Consider the following 16,437-nt stretch of genomic DNA (forward strand, 5'->3'; position numbering starts at 1 on the left):
CATTACATGGAACGCAATGTCAATACATAGGACGGAAGGGGCTTTTGACGGGAACGTTCCAGTGCGCCACGCGGATCTTTGTTGCGTGGAAGTTTCATGAAACGGAGGCGTGGCGGTGCAGCTCACGGGATTTTCTGCGGGCAAGGTGTTCCATTACATCGAACGCTGTCCTATGTTGTGGCTCCGGTAAGCGCTTTCCGGAAGGAGATCTCCGTGTCGAGAACAACAGTGACCCGGGGACGCTTGATGCTGAGCGTCCTCGTGGCGGCCGTGCTGGCTCTGGCGGCGGCTCTGGTGACCACGGCCGCGGGGGCGATGGCCGCCCCCGCGCCGGGCACCTACCAGCTGGTCAACGCGGGCAGCGGGCTCTGCCTGGACATTCCCGGCGGCAGCACGTCCGACGGGGTCCAGCTCGTGCAGCAGAGCTGCGGGAGCGCCGCCGCCCAGCGGTGGACCATCACCAGCCAGGGCGGCGGCTACCGGGTGGCCTCCGTGCACAGCAACAAGTGCGCGGGAGTCAGGGACGCCAGCACCTCGGCGGGCAAGGCCGTGCAGCAGGAGAGCTGCTCCGGCGCGGCCTCCCAGACCTGGACGCTCACCGAGTCCGGCTCCAGCTACCGGGTGGTCAACGCCAACGGCGGCAAGTGCCTGAACGTCAAGGACAACGCCACCTCGGGCGGCGCGCTGATCCAGCAGAACTCCTGTGACTCGGTCGCCACCAAGCAGTGGACCTTCACTCCCACCTCCGGGCCCACCTCGAACCCGACCATCACGCCGACCATCCCGCCGACCAACCCGCCGGTCGACAACAGCCTGGTCGGCTGGGCCACCCAGGGCGGCGGCACCACCGGCGGCGGCGGCGCCACGGCCATCACCGTGACCAACTCCTCGACGCTGACCAGCGCGCTGTCCGGCACCGGCGCGGCCGTGATCCGGGTCTCCGGCAGCATCTCCTGCTCCGGGATGCTCCGGGTCGGCTCCAACAAGACCCTCCTCGGCAACTCCGGCGCGGCGATCGTCGGATGCGGCCTCAACGTGTCCGGCGCCTCCAACGTCATCATCCGCAACCTGACCTTCAGGGGCTGGGGCGACGACGCGATCAACGTCCAGGAGTCGACGCGGGTGTGGATCGACCACAACACCCTCAGCGACGGCTACGACGGGGCGATCGACGTCAAGCGCGCCAGCGACTACGTGACGATCTCCTGGAACCGGATCTTCAACCACGACAAGTCGATGCTGCTGGGCCACAGCGACGACAACGGCGGCCAGGACCGCGGCCACCTGCGCGTGACCTACCACCACAACTGGTTCGACGGCACCAACCAGCGCCACCCGCGGGTGCGCTTCGGCAACCCGGTGCACGTCTACAACAACTACTACGGCAACGTCGGCGGTTACGGCGTCGCCTCCACCATGGAGGCGGGCGTCCTGGTCGAGGGCAACTACTTCGAGAACACCGACGACCCCTACCACCGCGGCGAGGGCGACTCTCCCGCCGGCAACCTGGTCGCCAGGAACAACCACTTCGTCAGCTCGGGCACCGGTGACGCGGGCGGCAGCGTGGCCTCCATCCCCTATTCCTATCCGCTCGCCGCGGCCAGCACGGTGAAGTCGTCCGTGACCTCCGGTGCGGGCGCGGGGCGGATCAACCCCTGACCGGCGTGACCCGCACAGTCGTGACCTGCGCGGTGACGTGACGGCGATCCACCCAGTGTGACCCGGACGGCCGGCCCTCCTGACCTGGGCCGGCCGTCCGTCCGTCCCCCGGGCCGCCCGAGGCCGCCCGCACCGCCCCGGGTTGTACGGCCCAGCTTCCGTACGGCGCGCCTAGGTGAACCCGGTGCGCCTCGCGCGTAACTTGGTCATCATGGCCACCCGTACGTCCAAGGGCACCCAGCGAGGCACCCAGAAGGGGCCCGCGAAGCGCTCGACGTCGGCCCGCGCGACACCCGCCAAGCGGGCGTCCGGCGGGCGGGCGAGGAGCGCTGCGCCGGCCCGCCGTAAGGGCGCACTGCACCAGGACCCGATCAGCTGGGTCTTCACGATGATCGGCAAGCTGTTCATCGGGGTGTGGCTGCTGTTCGCGGGCGGCGTCGGCAGCGCCGCGCGCGCCCTCGGCCAGGGAGCCAAGGAACTGGACCCCGCCCATCGCCGCGACGGTCTCGGCTTCGCGGTGCTCGCGGGCGCGATCGTGCTCGCCGCGATGATCTGGCGAGAGGCCAAGGGGACGGCGGCCGGCGTCGTCCAGGGCCTGGTGAGCGGCGTCTTCGGCACGCTCGACTGGTCGGTGCCCATCATGCTCGCGCTGCTCGCCTGGCGACTGCTGCGGCACCCCGACCGGCAGGCCGACACCGGCAGGATGGGCATCGGGTGGAGCGCGCTGGTCGTCGGCGTGCTCGGCGTCGTGCACGTCGCGAACGGCACGCCGTACCCGTCGGGCGGGGCGAACGACGGGATGGAGAGGGTGTCGGCGGCCGGCGGCATGGTCGGGTTCATCGTGGCGGCGCCGCCGTCGAGCATCCTGCCGGACTTCATCACGATCCCGCTGCTGCTCATCCTCTCCGGGTTCGGCGTGCTGGTGATCACGGCGACGCCCGTGCACCGGGTTCCCGAACGGCTCGGCGAGATCCAGCACATGCTCTTCCACCGCGAGAGCGACGCGGCGGCGAAGAAGCCCCGCGCGCCCAGGAAGCGGAAGAAGCCGGGCGAGGAGAAGGAGCCGGGCGACAGCGTCCGGCCCTACGACACGCCGGTCATCAGGGAGGGGGAGGACCAGCGGCCCGACCACTCGCCGGAGATCGTCCCCGGGCTCGTCGACGAGGCGGAGCCCGCTCCCGCCGAGACCGAGAAGAAGACGGAGCCGCCGTCGCCGAGTCCGCCCCCGCGCAAGGTCGAACAACTCGTGCTCTCGCCGCAGGCCGGGCCGTACGCGTTGCCCGACCTGGCGATGCTGCGGCAGGGGAGCGCGCCGAAGCCGCAGACCAAGGCCAACACGGTGCTGGTCAACGCGTTGACCAGCGTGCTGGAGCAGTTCGCCATCGACGCGCAGGTGATCGGGTTCACCCGGGGGCCGACGGTCACCCGCTACGAGATCGAGCTCGGGCCCGCGGTCAAGGTGGAGAAGGTCACCGCGCTCGCCAAGAACATCGCTTACGCCGTTAAATCGGCGGATGTCCGGATTTTGTCGCCTATTCCAGGTAAGTCGGCTATCGGGGTGGAGATCCCCAACACCGACAAGGACCTGGTCTCCCTCGGCGACGTGCTGCGTTCGCAGGTGGCCCAGGCCGACCACCATCCGATGATCGTCGGCCTCGGCAAGGACGTCGAGGGCCGCACCATCGTCGCCAACCTGGCCAAGATGCCGCACCTGCTCATCGCGGGCGCGACCGGCGCGGGCAAGTCCGTGTGCGTGAACGGGCTGATCAGCTCGATCCTGATGCGCGCGACGCCCGACGAGGTGCGGATGGTGCTCGTCGACCCCAAGCGCGTCGAGCTGTCGGTCTACGAGGGCATCCCCCACCTCATCACGCCCATCATCACCAACCCGAAGAAGGCCGCCGAAGCCCTCGAATGGGTCGTCGGCGAGATGGACAGGCGCTACGACGACCTGGCGGCCAGCGGGTTCCGGCACGTGGACGAGTTCAACAAGGCGGTCCGCGCGGGCAAGCTCATCCCGCCCCCCGGCAGCGAGCGGGTCTATCAGCCCTACCCCTACCTCCTGGTGATCGTGGACGAGCTCGCCGACCTGATGATGGTCGCCCCCCGCGACGTCGAGGACTCCATCGTCCGCATCACCCAGCTCGCCCGCGCCGCCGGCATCCACCTGGTGATCGCCACCCAGCGGCCCTCGGTCGACGTGGTCACCGGCCTGATCAAGGCCAACGTGCCCTCCCGGCTGGCCTTCGCCACCTCCTCGCTGTCCGACTCCCGGGTCATCCTCGACCAGCCGGGCGCCGAGAAGCTGGTCGGTCAGGGCGACGCGCTGTTCCTGCCGATGGGCGCCAGCAAGCCGATGCGGCTGCAGAACGCCTTCATCTCCGAGAAGGAGACCAGCGAGGTCGTCACGCACTGCAAGACCCAGATGCAGGTGGAGTACCGCGACGACGTGGCGGCGGCGGCCACGGCCAAACGGGAGATCGACGAGGACATCGGTGACGACCTCGACCTGCTCGTCCAGGCGGCCGAGCTCATCGTGACCACCCAGTTCGGGTCCACCTCGATGCTCCAGCGCAAGCTCCGGGTCGGTTTCGCCAAGGCCGGCCGGCTGATGGACCTGCTCGAAAGCCGGAACGTGGTGGGCCCGAGCGAGGGCTCCAAGGCCCGCGAGGTCATCGTCAAGCCCGACGAACTGCCCGGCCTCCTCGCCGACCTGCGCGGAGAGTGACCCCCGCTGCACAGGAGCCGACCGATTACTGATTGAATGTGAGGCACTACGCAACGTCGGGGGGCGGGGGGCGTTGGTATGAATGTGCGTAGCGAGAGCATCGGGTCGACTCTGGCGGAGGCACGTCGATCGGCGGGGTTGACGGTCGGCCAGCTGAGTTGCCGAACCAAGATCCGGGAAGCGCTGATCCACGCGATCGAGCGCGACGACTTCTCCCTGTGCGGGGGCGACTTCTACGTACGGGGCCATATCCGGAACATCGCCAAGGCCGTCGGGCTCGATCCCGAGGCGATGGTGCACGCGTACGACGAGTCGCACGGCGGGGGGCCGGCCCCGGTGCGGGCGGCGTCAGTCTTCCAGGCGAACAGTGCGATCAAGTTCCGCGACCGGAGATCGCCCAACTGGACCATGGCGCTGGCCATCGCGCTGGCCATCGTGGTCATCTTCGGCGTGGTGCGGGTGATGGGCGGTACGGGCGACGACCGGATGGCCGAGGAGCGGACCGGGCCCGTGCCCAAGCACACCAGCCAGGCGGAGGGGGCGCCGCGCCGCGCCGCCAGCGTCGACGAATCGAAGAAGAAGGCCGAGGAGAGGGCCCGCCGGGCGAAGACGGTCACCGTGCGGGTGACGGCCCGTGAACGATCCTTCGTCAGGGTCCGCGACGCCGCGGGCCGCCGCCTGTTCGCCGGCCGGCTCGACGCCGGCAAGGTCTCCACCTGGGAGTCCACGACTCCGCTCAAGGTGACCGTGGGCAACGCCGGCGGTGTCTCGATCTCGGTGAACGGCAAGGACGTCGGCTCGCTCGGCCGTCCGGGCGAACGGGTCACCAGAATCTTCGAGGCCGACAAACCGTGACCAACGACCAGGAACGACCGGGTCGGGCGTTCCGGAGCGTCCACGAATAAGCAGGGTGGTGGTCAGGTAGTGGGGAACTCCCGATACCGTAGTGTTCACCATGTCATCCCGCCGAACCGCATCGCTGATCACACTGGGCTGCGCGCGCAACGAGGTCGACTCCGAGGAGCTCGCCGCGCGACTTGAGGCTGCCGGTTGGCAGCTCGACGACGACGATCCCGACGTCGTGGTCGTCAACACCTGCGGCTTCATCGAGTCGGCGAAGAAGGACTCCATCGACACGCTGCTCGCGGCGGCCGACTCCGGGGCCAAGGTGGTCGCCGCCGGTTGCATGGCGGAGCGCTACGGCGGGCAGCTCGCCGATGCCCTTCCCGAGGCGTCCGCCGTGTTGTCCTTCGACGACTACACCGACATCGGCGAACGCCTCGACGACGTGGTCGCGGGCAAGCCGCTGGTGCCGCACAACCCCCGTGACCGGCGCACTCTGCTGCCGATCTCGCCGGTCGAGCGGGCCGCCGCCCCCAAGGCCAACATCCCGGGTCACGGTGACCTGCCCGACGGCGTGGCCCCCGCGAGCGGTCCCCGGCCGCTGCGCAGGCGGCTCGACAGCGGGCCGGTGGCCTCGATCAAGCTGGCCTCCGGCTGCGACCGCCGCTGCACCTTCTGCGCCATCCCGGCCTTCCGCGGGGCCTACGTGTCCAGGGATCCAGCCGAGCTGGTCGGCGAGGCCGCCTGGCTGGTCGAGCAGGGCGTCCGCGAGATCGTCCTGGTGAGCGAGAACTCCACGTCGTACGGCAAGGATCTGGGAGATCTCCGGGCGCTGGAGAAGCTGCTGCCCTCGCTCGCGGCCGTCGAGGGCCTCCAGCGGGTGCGGGTCAACTATCTTCAGCCCGCCGAGGTGCGTCCCGGCCTGCTGACCGCGATCGCCGGCACCGAGGGCATCGCCCCCTACTTCGACCTGTCCTTCCAGCACGCCAGCGGTGGCGTGCTGCGCCGGATGCGGCGTTTCGGCGACCCCCGCCGCTTCCTCGACCTGCTGGCGCAGATCAGGGCCGAGGCGCCGGAGGCGGGCGTGCGGTCCAACTTCATCGTGGGCTTCCCCGGCGAGACCGAGGAGGAGTTCGGCGAGCTGGTCGGTTTCCTCGAAGAGGCCAGGCTCGACGTGATCGGCATCTTCGGCTACTCCGACGAGGAGGGCACCGAGGCGGCGTCCATGGCGGGCAAGCTCGACCAGGACGTCGTCGACCAGCGGGTGACCGCGCTCAGCGAGCTGGCCGAGGAGCTCAGCGCGCAGCGCGCGGAGGAGCGCATCGGCACCGAGGTCGAGGTCCTGATCGAGGAGGATCTCGGCGACGGCGGATACGAGGGGCGCGCGGCCCACCAGGGGCCCGAGGTCGACGGATCGGTGACGGTCCAGGGCATCGGGCTGGTCCCCGGGCAGATCGTGCGGGCCGTGGTGGTCGACGCCGAGGGAGTCGACCTGATCGCGCGGATCAAGGCCGGTCCATGATGGAGACGCCAGGCGCGACGTCGTCGGCCAAGGGCCACGGCGTGAGCCCGTGGAACATCGCCAACGTTCTCACGGTCGTCCGTCTGGTGCTCGTCCCGTTCTTCGTCGCCTGCCTGTTCCTGCCCGGCATGGGCTGGCGGGTGGCGGCTCTGGTGGTGTTCGTGGTCGCCTCGCTCACCGACAGCCTCGACGGCGAGCTGGCCAGACGCTACGGCTTGGTGACCGACTTCGGGAAGATCGCGGACCCGATCGCCGACAAGGCGCTGATCGGGGCCGCGCTGGTGAGCCTGTCGCTGCTCGGCGAGCTGCCGTGGTGGGTCACGGCGGTCATCATCTTCCGGGAGCTGGGCATCACCCTGCTGCGCTTCGCCGTGATCAGGCACGGGGTGATACCCGCCAGCTACGGCGGCAAGGTGAAGACCGTGCTGCAGATCCTCGCGATCGGGCTCTACATCTTCCCGCACGTCCCCGACCCGATCCGCTGGGTCACGATGGGGCTGGCCCTGGTCGTGACGGTGGCGACCGGCGTCGACTACGTGGTCCGGGCGATCCGGCTGCGCCAGGTGGCGAGGAGGGCGCGCGGCGAGTGACCCGCCACGCCGACCTGCTGGCGCTCCTGGTACGCCGGGACGCCACGGTGGCCGTGGCCGAGTCGCTCACCGGCGGTCTCATCGGCGCCACCCTGTCGGCCACCCCCGGCGCCTCGGCTGCCTTCAGGGGCGGCGTGATCGCCTACGCGACGGACTCGAAGGAGCGCGTGCTCGGCGTGCCGGGGGAGTTGCTGGCGCGCGAAGGCGCGGTGCACCCGGACGTGGCCGGGGCGATGGCGGCCGGTGTCCGAGACCTCATGGCCGCCACGTACGGCGTGGCCGTGACGGGCGTGGCCGGGCCCGAACCGCAGGACGGCAAGCCCGTGGGCACGGTCCATATTGCGGTCAGCGGCCCGGAGAGCCGCTTCTGGCACAAAAATCTACGGCTGTCCGGATCCAGGGACGAGATCCGGGAAGAGACCACCCAGGAAGCGGTTGATCTCCTACTACACGTGGTGGAGGCGAACATGAAGGAACATTTCGGGTGATTACCGTGTTACGTCACCAGCGAACATGCTCCCTACGGTCTGCCGCCTGGTCGGTGGATGCGGGTACGGTGGAGCTGTGAGTGAGGTCCGTAAGCCATCGGCGAGAAGCGAATACAGCGGGAGCCCGGCCGGCGGGCCCACGGGAACGGTGATGACGGCGAGGAGCATGTACGAGCGACGGACGAAAGATGGGCGGCACGAACCGATCGCGCGGAGCGTGGTGAAACCACCCGCGCCGGGGAGGGAGCGACAGATGGTCCTGCTGCGTCAGCTGCTCGGTGACGTGCTGCGGCGGCTCCGGGTGCGGCAGGGACGCACCCTGAGAGAGGTGTCCACACTGGCCAGAGTCTCACTCGGATACCTGTCCGAGGTCGAGCGCGGTCAGAAGGAGGCGTCCTCTGAGCTGCTCGCGTCGATTTGCGGTGCCCTCGGGGTTCCGTTGTCCCAGGTCTTGCGCGAGGTCTCCGACCAGTTCGCGCTCGCCGAGCTCCAGGTCGCCCCCGTGATGGCCGACGCGCCCGAGCGTGAGCGCCTGCCCATCGGGGAGACCGTGCCCGGTGCGATCTCCGATTCCGTCTTCCCCGAAGTCAAGGACATGGTCGCCGCCTAGAGCACGACCAGGGCCTCAGGCCGGCTGGCAACTGGGACACCAGTAGATCAGTCGTTCCTGGGTCCCCGTCCGGTTGCTCCGTGCCGCGCCGCGGTCCGGGGCAGCCGTGCCGTGTGCCGCCATGTCGCCGCCGCCCGGTTCGTTGCCGCCCGGCCCGCCCCTGTCCGGCCCGCCGCCGTCCGGCCCGAGACGCCGGCCGCCCGTGAACGGTCCTCCCTCTCCGCCCCGCTGAGCGCCTCCTGGACGGCCTCCCAGTTGCCCGCCGTTGATTCGGGTGCCGCAGCGCGTGCACGGCCGCCCCGCGCGGCCGTAGACCCATGTACCGCGTCCTGGGCGGCGGTCCCCGGTCGTCACGACGGCCCCCCGCTCTTTGTTGGCCTCCAGGAGCCGCTGTGCCAGCCCGACGACGGCCCGCAGGTCACTCACCGCGCCGACGGGCCGCCAGGGCCCGATTCCGGACAGGAACAACGTCTCCGCGCGGTAGATGGTCCCGATGCCGGCGAGGTTGCGCTGATCGAGGAGGGCCTCCCCGATCGTGGTCTCCGGATGGGCGGCCAGCCGCCGTGCCGCCTCCTCGGGATCCCAGCCGGGGCCGAGCAGGTCGGGACCGAGATGACCGACGAGCCGGTCCTCCCGCGCGGTGGGCACCAGGTCGACCGCTCCCAGCCGGATCCCGGCCGCCAGCCATTCGGAGTTCGCGAGGACCAGCCGTACGACATCGCCCGGGGGAGGGCGGCGGCCGGCGGGCATGATCCGCCATGAGCCGTCCATCCGCAGGTGCGTGTGGATCGTCAGGCCGCCCTCGACGCGGGTGAGCAGGTGCTTGCCCCGCGAGAGGGTCTCGTGCACGGCGCGGCCCCGCAGATCGGCCGTGGCGTGTGCGGGCACCCGGAAGTCGGATCTGGTGAGCACGCGCCCGTCGAGCGCCCGGCTCAGGCGCCCGGCGGTGCGGTAGACGGCGTCCCCCTCCGGCATGTGCTCCAGGATAGGCAGTGCGCCTGACCGGTTCGTCGCAGGTGGCAGAGCACGTCGGTCGTTCCGGGCAGGCGGGCGCCGGGTGGCGATCAGCCCCAGGCGGCCGGGTCGGCGGCGAGTTTGCGTACGCGGTCGGGCAGGGTGCCGGCGGCGACCGCGGCGAGGGTCACCTCCTCCAGGATGGCTCGCTCGCTGGCGCGCAGGGCGATCCACACCTCCTGGAGGGACTCGGCGGCCCCCCGGTAGCCCACGTGCTCCGGACGCTCGCCGCGGACGTTGGCCAGCGGCCCGTCCACGGCGCGGATCACGTCGGCCAGGGAGATCTCGGTTGCGGGGCGGGCGAGGACGTAGCCGCCCTCGGGGCCGCGCTGACCGCGTACGAGTCCGGCACGGCGCATCTGGAGCAGGATGTTCTCCAGATACTTGGGTGGCATGTCCTGCTCTTTGGCCAGCTCGCCCACTGTCGTCGGGCCGTCACCCGCGGCGGCGAGCTCGGCGGCGGCGCGAAGGGCGTAGTCGACACGAGCGGAAAGGCGCATGTTGTCGATTATCCCGCCTGGGCAACACTGGTTACGCGCCCGGTCGCCGAAACCTGCCGATCGGAGGTGGGAGCGCGCCCGGATCCGGTAACGATCACGGCGTCGCCGACGACACCCAGACAGACCCGGGAGCGCTCCCACGACGGATGGCGAGGAGCACCCCGAGGCTCCCCGCGTGACCCTTTCGCCGGACGCTAAACTAACAGGAAGCCTTATTAATGAATAGGCCCGCTAATCTGCTGGTGAACGCGGGGAAACGCCGACAAGAGAGCGTGAGTATGGAGCGACGTCCTGGAGTGCCCAGGTTGCTAAGGGAGATCAACGACCGGGCCGCTCTGGAGTTGCTGCTCTCCACGGGTCCCCTGACACGCGGCCAGATCGGTGAGATGACGGGGCTCTCCAAGGTCACCGCCTCGCAGACGCTCGCCAGGCTGGAGGAGCGGGGCCTGGTCGAGGTGGTCGGCGAGCTGGCGGGCGGACGAGGGCCGAACGCCGCGCTCTACGCGGTGGTCGCCTCCAGCGCGTACGTCGCGGGGGTCGACGTCGGGCCGGAGTTCGTGACGACCGCGATCGCCGACATCAACGGTGAGATCGTGGCGGAGGTGAGCGTCGACCCCAACAGGCACGACGACCCGGTCGCGATCGTGCACAACGCGGTGGTCAAGGCGTGCCGGTCGGCGAAGGTCTCGCTGGCCAGGTTGCGGGGCGTGGTGATCGGCACGCCGGGCGTGGTCGACCCGCGCTCCGGCGACGTGCGGTTCTCCTTCGACCTGCCGGGCTGGCACGAGGGTGTGCACGAGGCGCTGGCCAGGGATCTGCGCCGCGAGGTCGTGATCGAGAACGACGTCAACCTCGCGGCCGTCGCCGAGCACGCCGCCGGGGTCGCCAAGGGTGTCGACGACTTCGTGCTGGTCTGGGTCGGCCGCGGTCTCGGCCTGGCGGTCATGCTCGGCGGCCGGCTGCACCGCGGGCGGTCCGGCAGCGCGGGCGAGATCGGCTATCTGCCGGTTCCGGGGGTGCCGCTCGCGGAGGACGTCCGCGCGGTCCCCGGCCGGCTGCCCTCGCTCGCCGGCGGCCTGCAGTCGCTGGTCAGCGTCGAGGCGGTGACGGAACTGGCGGAGACCTACGGATTCACCGGAGCCAGCAAGGCCGAGTGCGTGGCGGCCGCCGTCAAGGCCGGTCCGGCCGGCGAGCCGCTGCTCGACGAGATCGCCGCCAGGCTGGCGCTCGGCGTGGCCTCGGTCTGCGTGGTGCTCGACCCGGGGATGGTGGTCCTGGCGGGCGAGGTGAGCCGGGCGGGAGGCACCGCGCTGTCCTCGCGGGTGGAGGAGGCGGTCGCCAGGATCTGCCTGGTCCGGCCGCAGGTGCTGCCGAGCGAGCTGCCCGGCAACCCGGTCCTGCGCGGCGCTGTGATCGCCGCGCTGGACCGGGCCCGGGAGGAGGTCTTCGCCGGCTGAGACGCTCCGGCCGAGGGTCAGACGACGAGGAGTTCCGCCGCCGCCTGGGCGTTCGCCCGGGCGGCGCCGTACGTCGCGATGTAGGCGGCGGCCGTCGGCCGCCAGATCGGCAGGCCCATCTCCACGACCGTGGCGTCCGGTCTGAGGGTGAGCAGCGAGGTGACGAACGTACGGCTGGCCTGGGAGCGGTGCGCGTCCTTGACGACGATCACCAGGGATCGTCCGCCGGCCCGTTCCAGTATCGACTCGGCGGCGACCGTCTCGGGCTTGACGCGCAGGATCTCGGCGTCCGGCAGCCACGGGGCGAGCCCCCACGGCACCTCGCCCACCGCGATCGTCGGGGGCGTCTCCACCTCCACCACGAGCGCGTTGACCAGCGGGGTGGCGGCGCCGTACAGGCTGACCGCGCGGCGGGCCGCGGTGAGGCCGATGGCGGCGGCCGCGGGGGCCGCCTGGCGCGGCACGTTCGCCCAGGCGCGGAGGCGGGCGACCCGATCGGCGGCCTGCTCAAGGCGGGCGAGCGGCAGGTCGCCGTCCTGAACGGCCTGGACGATCCTGCCGATGATCTCTCGCACGTCGTCGTACGTGGGCAGCGGGCCCAGGCAGAGCAGGTCCGAGCCCGCGGCCAGGGAGAGTACGGCGCCGCCGGGGAGGCCGACGCTCTTGGTGATCGCGTGCATGTCCAGCGCGTCCGTGACGACCACGCCGTCGAAGCCCAGCTCCTCGCGCAGCAGCCCGGTGACGGCGGCGGGGGAGAGGGTGGCGGGGGCCGTGCCGGTGAGCGCGGGGACCTGGACGTGGGCCGTCATCAACGCCATGGTGCCCGCCTCGATCGCCGCCTTGAACGGGACCAGTTCGCGGGCCCGCAACAGGTCCAGATCGGCGTCGACCAGCGGGATCTCCAGGTGGGAGTCCTGCTGTGTCGCTCCGTGACCGGGGAAGTGCTTGACGCAGGCCGCGACCCCGGCCGACTGCAGGCCCCGCACGGCGGCCACGGTGTGCCTGGCGACCAGGGCCGGGTCGTTGCCGAACGCCCGCGTGCCGATCACCGGATTGTCGTCGGCGGTGTTGACGTCGGCGTCGGGCGCCATGTCCAGGTTGACGCCGCAACGGGCCAGGTCCCCGGCGATGGACCGGTAGACGGCCTGGGTGAGCTCGACGTCGTCGACGGCGCCGAGCGCCGCGTTGCCGGGATACGGGCTGCCGGTGTGGTAGGCGAGACGGGTGACGTCGCCGCCCTCCTCGTCCAGCGAGATGACCAGGTCAGCGGCGCCGCGGAGGCGGCCGGTGAGGGCGGCGAGCTGGTCGGCGTCGGCGACGTTGAAGCCGAAGAGGGTCACGCCGCCGAGCCCGCCGTCCAGCTCGCGGAGGACCCAGCCGGGGACCGAGGTGCCCTGGAAGGCGACGAGCAGCGTGCCGGCCGCGAGACGGTGCAGCTCCCGATCGCCGGATTTCGCACGTGACCTCGCGGAGAACTCGACCATGGCTCCTCACCTTGGAGTAGGGATGTGATTGGGGGTGTGTGCACGGCTTGCGGACGTCTGTCCGGTAGGCGGCGGCGCAAGCCGTGCCCCAGCGCGAGGGCAGGGTGGTGGAGTACGGCACGGCGTTGTGCGCGCGGCCGTACTCCTTCAGGGGCGGGTCAGCCCTTGACCGCGCCCGCGACCAGGCCGGAGACCATGCGCCGTTGCACCAGCAGGAAGAACACCAGGACCGGGATGGTCATCAGCGTCGAGGCGGCCATGATGCCGCCCCAGTCCGTCGAGCGTTGCCCGATGAAGAACGACAGCGCTCTGGGCATCGTGAAGTTGCCCGAGTCGTTGAGCAGCGTCAGCGCGAAGACGAACTCGTTCCAGGTGGTGATGAAGGCGAAGATGCTGGTCGCGACCAGTCCGGGGGCGACGAGCGGGAAGAGCACCTTCCAGAAGGTGGTGAACCGGCTGGCTCCGTCGATCCAGGCGGCCTCCTCCAGATCCTTGGGCACGGCGGCCACGAAGGTCCGGAGCATCCAGACCGAGAACGGCAGGGTGAGACCGATGTTGATCACGATCAGGCCCAGCAGCTGGTCGTACAGGCCCAGCCGGCGCACCATCAGGAACAGCGGGAGGAGCAGCGCCTCGGCCGGCACCATCTGCACGATGAGCAGCAGGATCAGGAACGACGTGCGGAACCGGAACCGGAACCGGGCCACCGCGGTCGCCGCGAGCAACGCGAAGACCGCGCCGATCGTCACCGCGCCGATCGCCACGATCGCGCTGTTGAGCAGATACTCCCAGATCGAGTGCCCGGCCACCCCCTTGGTGAAGACCCGCTCGACGTGGTCGAGGGTGGGCGAGAGGGGGATCGGCACGAAGTCCGTGGTGAAGATCTCGTCGTTCGGCTTGAAGGAGGTCGCCACCATCCAGTAGACGGGGAAGACCGCGAACAGGAAGACCGCGACACCGGCGGAGTTCAGCGCGATCCTGCCCAGGCGCTTTCGGGCGAGCGGGCTCATCGCACGTCCTCCGTCTTCACGATCTGCCGTACGTACACGAACGTGATCAGCAACAGGATCACGGTGAGCACGACCGCCACGGCCGCGCCCAGGCCCATGTCAGGGGGTGGGTTGAAGGCTTCGATGTAGCTCCACAGCGAGAGGTTGAACGCCTCGCGTGGCATGTTGGTCCCGCCGGCCAGCAGGAAGAGCTGGGTGAAGACCTTGAAGTCCCAGATGACGGAGAGCACCACCAGGACCGAGAAGACCGGCTTGAGCAGCGGGAAGGTGATCTTCCTGAAGGTGCCGAACCCGGTGGATCCGTCGACCTTCGCCGCCTCGTAGAGCTCCGAGGGGATGCTCTTGAGCCCGGCGAGCACGGAGACCGCGATGAACGGGAAGGAGGCCCACACGACGGTGACGATCAGCACCAGGTAGATGGACAGCGCGTCGTTCAGCCACGGCTCGCCCGTCCAGTCGGAACGGCCGAAGGCGAGCTGGGAGAGCCAGTCGGGCAGCAGGTTGAGCGCCCAGTTGATGATGCCGGCGTCGGCGTCGAACAGCCACTTCCAGATGATCGCCGCCGAGGTCGGCGGTACGGCCCAGGCGGCCATGATGCCGACGATCACCACGGTGGACATCTTCCCGCCCAGTTTGTGCAGGAGGAGTCCGACCAGCGTGCCGAGGAGCAGTGTGAACGCCACGGTCACCAGCGCGAACACCACCGTGTTGCGGAGCGATGACCAGAACAGGTCCGACGCGAAGACCTGCGCGTAGTTCTCGCCGCCGACGTACTCGGCGGGCAGCGGGTTCTTCGGCCTGAACTGCCGTAGCCCGACCTTCTGGAAGGACATCTGAACCATCTGGAACAGCGGGTACAGCAGCAGCGCCGCGATCACCACGAGGCCGGGCAGCAGCAGCGCGTAGGGGATCAGCCAGGGCGGAAGGCCGCTGGCCTTCCGGCGTGGAGGCTTCCGTCGGTTGCCCCGCGCCGGGGCGGAGGGATCTCCGCCGCCCCGGGCGATGGTTGGTGTGTGCGCCATGGCTACTGCTGGTTCAGAATCTCTTCGAGTTCCTTGTTGGCCTCGGTCAGGGCGGTGTCCACGTCCTTGTCGCCCTTGATGACCTGGCGTGCCGCGTTCTGCAGGACCGCCTTGGTGTCATTCGCCTCGGCCCAGTTCGGGTCCGCGGGGAAGCCCTTGGCGACCTTGAAGGTGTCGGCGAAGGCCTTCTGCGCCGGGTCGCTCGCGAACTCCGCCAGCGCGTCGGGGTAGAGCGGGAGCAGGCCGTTGTCCTTGGCGTACCGGACGCCGAAGTCCTTGCCGGCGGCGAGTTTGACGAACTCGGCGGCCAGTTCGGGGGCGTCGCTGTCCTTCCAGATGGCGATGTCGTTGCCGCCCTGGAAGGCGGGCGCGGGGCCGCTGCCGTCCTTGGTGGGCAGCGAGAAGAAGCCCATCTTGTCCGCGTCGACCTTGCCCTTGCTCTGCTCCTCGATCGTCGCGATGTCCCAGCCGCCGGTGACGTACATACCGACCTTGCCGGCCGCGAACCGCTGGGAGATCTCCACCGAGTTGAGGTTCAGCCGGGACTTGCCGGACACGCCGTCCTTCGACACCAGCCCGGTGTAGTACTCGAAGCCCTCCTTGAAGGCCGGGTCGGTCAGCTTGCCGACCCACTTGCCGCCTTCGAAGGCGGCGAAGTCGCCACCGGCCGACCAGACGAACGGCGAGAGCGACATGTTGGCGTCGGACCCGCCGTTGAAGGCGAACCCGTCGACGTCCGAGCCCTTCTTCTCGACGATGGTCTTGGCCGCGGCCCGGAGGTCGTCCCAGGTCTTGGGCTCCTCGATGCCGAGGTCCTTGAACCAGTCCTTGCGGTAGAGCACGGCGCGGGTGCCGCCGCCCCACGGCACGGCGTAGATCTTGCTGTCGATCGTCTCGTAGCCCCACAGGTTCTGCGGGATCTGCTGGAAGTCCGGGGCGCCCTTGGCGACCTCGGTGATGTCGGCGAGTGCGTCCTGGGCCACCCACGCGGCGACCTGGTCGTTGCCGAACTCCGTGACGTCCGGGCCCTCGCCGCTGGCCAGCGCGGTGGTCCACTTCTTCTGCGCGTCAGGCCACGGAACCCACTGCAGATCCACCTTGGCCCCGGTGACCTCGGTGAACTTGGTGTTGAGGTCCGTCATGTACTTCTCAAACACCTCGTTGGGCGCACCAAGGCGCCACACGGTCAGTGTCTGTCCGGCGAACTTCGGACCTGAGGCCGAGGCGTCGGCCTTCGGCTTGTCCGCGGCAGGTGTGTCGCTACTACCACACGCGGCAAGGCCCAGGGCGAGCGCGGCCGAGGTGGCCGTCGCTACCGCGATCTTCGAGATCTTCACTTTGGGTCTTTCTCCCTTCCCGGCTTCGCGTCGGGGTCGCGCTCATCGGGGGTGTGAGGCCCTCGCAGCAGACCCCGCACCTGCTCGAAGGCGCCCTCCTGAACGGGTCGGCGCTGTGACATCCCGAGGCCTGATCGCTTGCCTGCGGGGTGACTGCCGCTAAACTAACAAGA

14 protein-coding genes are annotated in these 16,437 nt (G+C 70.0%); 8 read left to right on the top strand and 6 right to left on the bottom strand.

The window, feature by feature from the left end; all coding sequences use genetic code 11:
• The first annotated feature begins 213 nt into the window (after positions 1-213).
• From MBA17_RS00875 to MBA17_RS00905, 7 genes are all read left to right on the top strand, one after another.
• On the top strand, positions 214-1,659 hold the full coding sequence (locus tag MBA17_RS00875) for a pectate lyase family protein (RefSeq protein WP_238494256.1): 1,446 nt from the start codon (positions 214-216) through the stop codon (positions 1,657-1,659).
• A gap of 211 nt (positions 1,660-1,870) precedes the next feature.
• Positions 1,871-4,387, top strand: coding sequence for a DNA translocase FtsK (locus MBA17_RS00880; protein ID WP_238494257.1), 2,517 nt, complete (start codon positions 1,871-1,873; stop codon positions 4,385-4,387).
• 78 nt (positions 4,388-4,465) lie between these two features.
• Entirely contained in the window at positions 4,466-5,242 is a 777-nt protein-coding gene (locus tag MBA17_RS00885; RefSeq protein WP_238494258.1) for a helix-turn-helix domain-containing protein, read from the top strand.
• A gap of 100 nt (positions 5,243-5,342) precedes the next feature.
• Positions 5,343-6,752 carry a 30S ribosomal protein S12 methylthiotransferase RimO gene (gene rimO, locus MBA17_RS00890; protein ID WP_238494259.1) on the top strand — a complete coding sequence of 470 codons (1,410 nt, stop codon included), beginning with the start codon at positions 5,343-5,345 and terminating at the stop codon, positions 6,750-6,752.
• Entirely contained in the window at positions 6,752-7,342 is a 591-nt protein-coding gene (gene pgsA, locus MBA17_RS00895) for a CDP-diacylglycerol--glycerol-3-phosphate 3-phosphatidyltransferase (protein ID WP_238495009.1), read from the top strand. The genes rimO and pgsA overlap by 1 nt, the downstream gene beginning before the upstream one ends.
• A complete protein-coding gene (locus MBA17_RS00900; protein WP_238494260.1) occupies positions 7,339-7,830 on the top strand; it encodes a CinA family protein in 492 nt (163 codons plus the stop codon). Before pgsA ends, MBA17_RS00900 begins: the two co-directional genes overlap by 4 nt.
• A gap of 253 nt (positions 7,831-8,083) precedes the next feature.
• Positions 8,084-8,440, top strand: a complete 357-nt coding sequence (locus MBA17_RS00905) for a helix-turn-helix domain-containing protein (protein ID WP_238494261.1) — start codon at positions 8,084-8,086, stop codon at positions 8,438-8,440.
• A 15-nt stretch (positions 8,441-8,455) separates the two neighbouring features.
• Here MBA17_RS00905 and MBA17_RS00910 read toward each other — a convergent pair whose 3' ends face one another.
• On the bottom strand, positions 8,456-9,415 hold the full coding sequence (locus MBA17_RS00910) for a DNA-formamidopyrimidine glycosylase family protein (protein WP_238494262.1): 960 nt from the start codon (positions 9,413-9,415) through the stop codon (positions 8,456-8,458).
• An 89-nt stretch (positions 9,416-9,504) separates the two neighbouring features.
• On the bottom strand, positions 9,505-9,954 hold the full coding sequence (locus MBA17_RS00915; RefSeq protein ID WP_238494263.1) for an RrF2 family transcriptional regulator: 450 nt from the start codon (positions 9,952-9,954) through the stop codon (positions 9,505-9,507).
• A gap of 278 nt (positions 9,955-10,232) precedes the next feature.
• Between MBA17_RS00915 and MBA17_RS00920 the strand changes: the two genes are divergently transcribed.
• Complete coding sequence (locus MBA17_RS00920) at positions 10,233-11,411, top strand: ROK family transcriptional regulator (protein WP_238494264.1); 1,179 nt, start codon at positions 10,233-10,235, stop codon at positions 11,409-11,411.
• A 17-nt stretch (positions 11,412-11,428) separates the two neighbouring features.
• On the opposite strand, the gene MBA17_RS00925 is transcribed toward MBA17_RS00920, so the two are convergent.
• The 4 genes from MBA17_RS00925 to MBA17_RS00940 all read right to left on the bottom strand — a co-directional run bounded on the left by MBA17_RS00925 (position 11,429) and on the right by MBA17_RS00940 (position 16,264).
• A complete protein-coding gene (locus MBA17_RS00925) occupies positions 11,429-12,895 on the bottom strand; it encodes a glycoside hydrolase family 3 protein (protein WP_238494265.1) in 1,467 nt (488 codons plus the stop codon).
• A gap of 158 nt (positions 12,896-13,053) precedes the next feature.
• A complete protein-coding gene (locus MBA17_RS00930) occupies positions 13,054-13,905 on the bottom strand; it encodes a carbohydrate ABC transporter permease (protein ID WP_238494266.1) in 852 nt (283 codons plus the stop codon).
• Complete coding sequence (locus MBA17_RS00935) at positions 13,902-14,927, bottom strand: carbohydrate ABC transporter permease (RefSeq protein ID WP_238494267.1); 1,026 nt, start codon at positions 14,925-14,927, stop codon at positions 13,902-13,904. The genes MBA17_RS00930 and MBA17_RS00935 overlap by 4 nt, the downstream gene beginning before the upstream one ends.
• A 2-nt stretch (positions 14,928-14,929) precedes the next feature.
• A complete protein-coding gene (locus MBA17_RS00940) occupies positions 14,930-16,264 on the bottom strand; it encodes a sugar ABC transporter substrate-binding protein (RefSeq protein ID WP_238494268.1) in 1,335 nt (444 codons plus the stop codon).
• Positions 16,265-16,437 lie beyond the last annotated feature (173 nt).

Origin of the sequence: Dolomitihabitans soli (assembly GCF_022213955.1) — a bacterium.
In the GTDB taxonomy this organism is placed as follows: Bacteria; Actinomycetota; Actinomycetes; order Streptosporangiales; family Streptosporangiaceae; genus Streptosporangium_A; species Streptosporangium_A soli.

What these genes read in the sequence shown, in the direction of transcription:
- MBA17_RS00880 (WP_238494257.1), top strand. Translation starts at nt 1,871, where the DNA reads ATGGCCACCCGTACGTCCAAGGGCACCCAGCGAGGCACCCAGAAGGGG.
- MBA17_RS00885 (WP_238494258.1), top strand. Translation starts at nt 4,466, where the DNA reads ATGAATGTGCGTAGCGAGAGCATCGGGTCGACTCTGGCGGAGGCACGT.
- rimO (WP_238494259.1), top strand. Translation starts at nt 5,343, where the DNA reads ATGTCATCCCGCCGAACCGCATCGCTGATCACACTGGGCTGCGCGCGC.
- pgsA (WP_238495009.1), top strand. Translation starts at nt 6,752, where the DNA reads ATGGAGACGCCAGGCGCGACGTCGTCGGCCAAGGGCCACGGCGTGAGC.
- MBA17_RS00905 (WP_238494261.1), top strand. Translation starts at nt 8,084, where the DNA reads ATGGTCCTGCTGCGTCAGCTGCTCGGTGACGTGCTGCGGCGGCTCCGG.
- MBA17_RS00910 (WP_238494262.1), bottom strand. Translation starts at nt 9,415, where the DNA reads ATGCCGGAGGGGGACGCCGTCTACCGCACCGCCGGGCGCCTGAGCCGG.
- MBA17_RS00915 (WP_238494263.1), bottom strand. Translation starts at nt 9,954, where the DNA reads ATGCGCCTTTCCGCTCGTGTCGACTACGCCCTTCGCGCCGCCGCCGAG.
- MBA17_RS00920 (WP_238494264.1), top strand. Translation starts at nt 10,233, where the DNA reads ATGGAGCGACGTCCTGGAGTGCCCAGGTTGCTAAGGGAGATCAACGAC.
- MBA17_RS00925 (WP_238494265.1), bottom strand. Translation starts at nt 12,895, where the DNA reads ATGGTCGAGTTCTCCGCGAGGTCACGTGCGAAATCCGGCGATCGGGAG.
- MBA17_RS00930 (WP_238494266.1), bottom strand. Translation starts at nt 13,905, where the DNA reads ATGAGCCCGCTCGCCCGAAAGCGCCTGGGCAGGATCGCGCTGAACTCC.
- MBA17_RS00935 (WP_238494267.1), bottom strand. Translation starts at nt 14,927, where the DNA reads ATGGCGCACACACCAACCATCGCCCGGGGCGGCGGAGATCCCTCCGCC.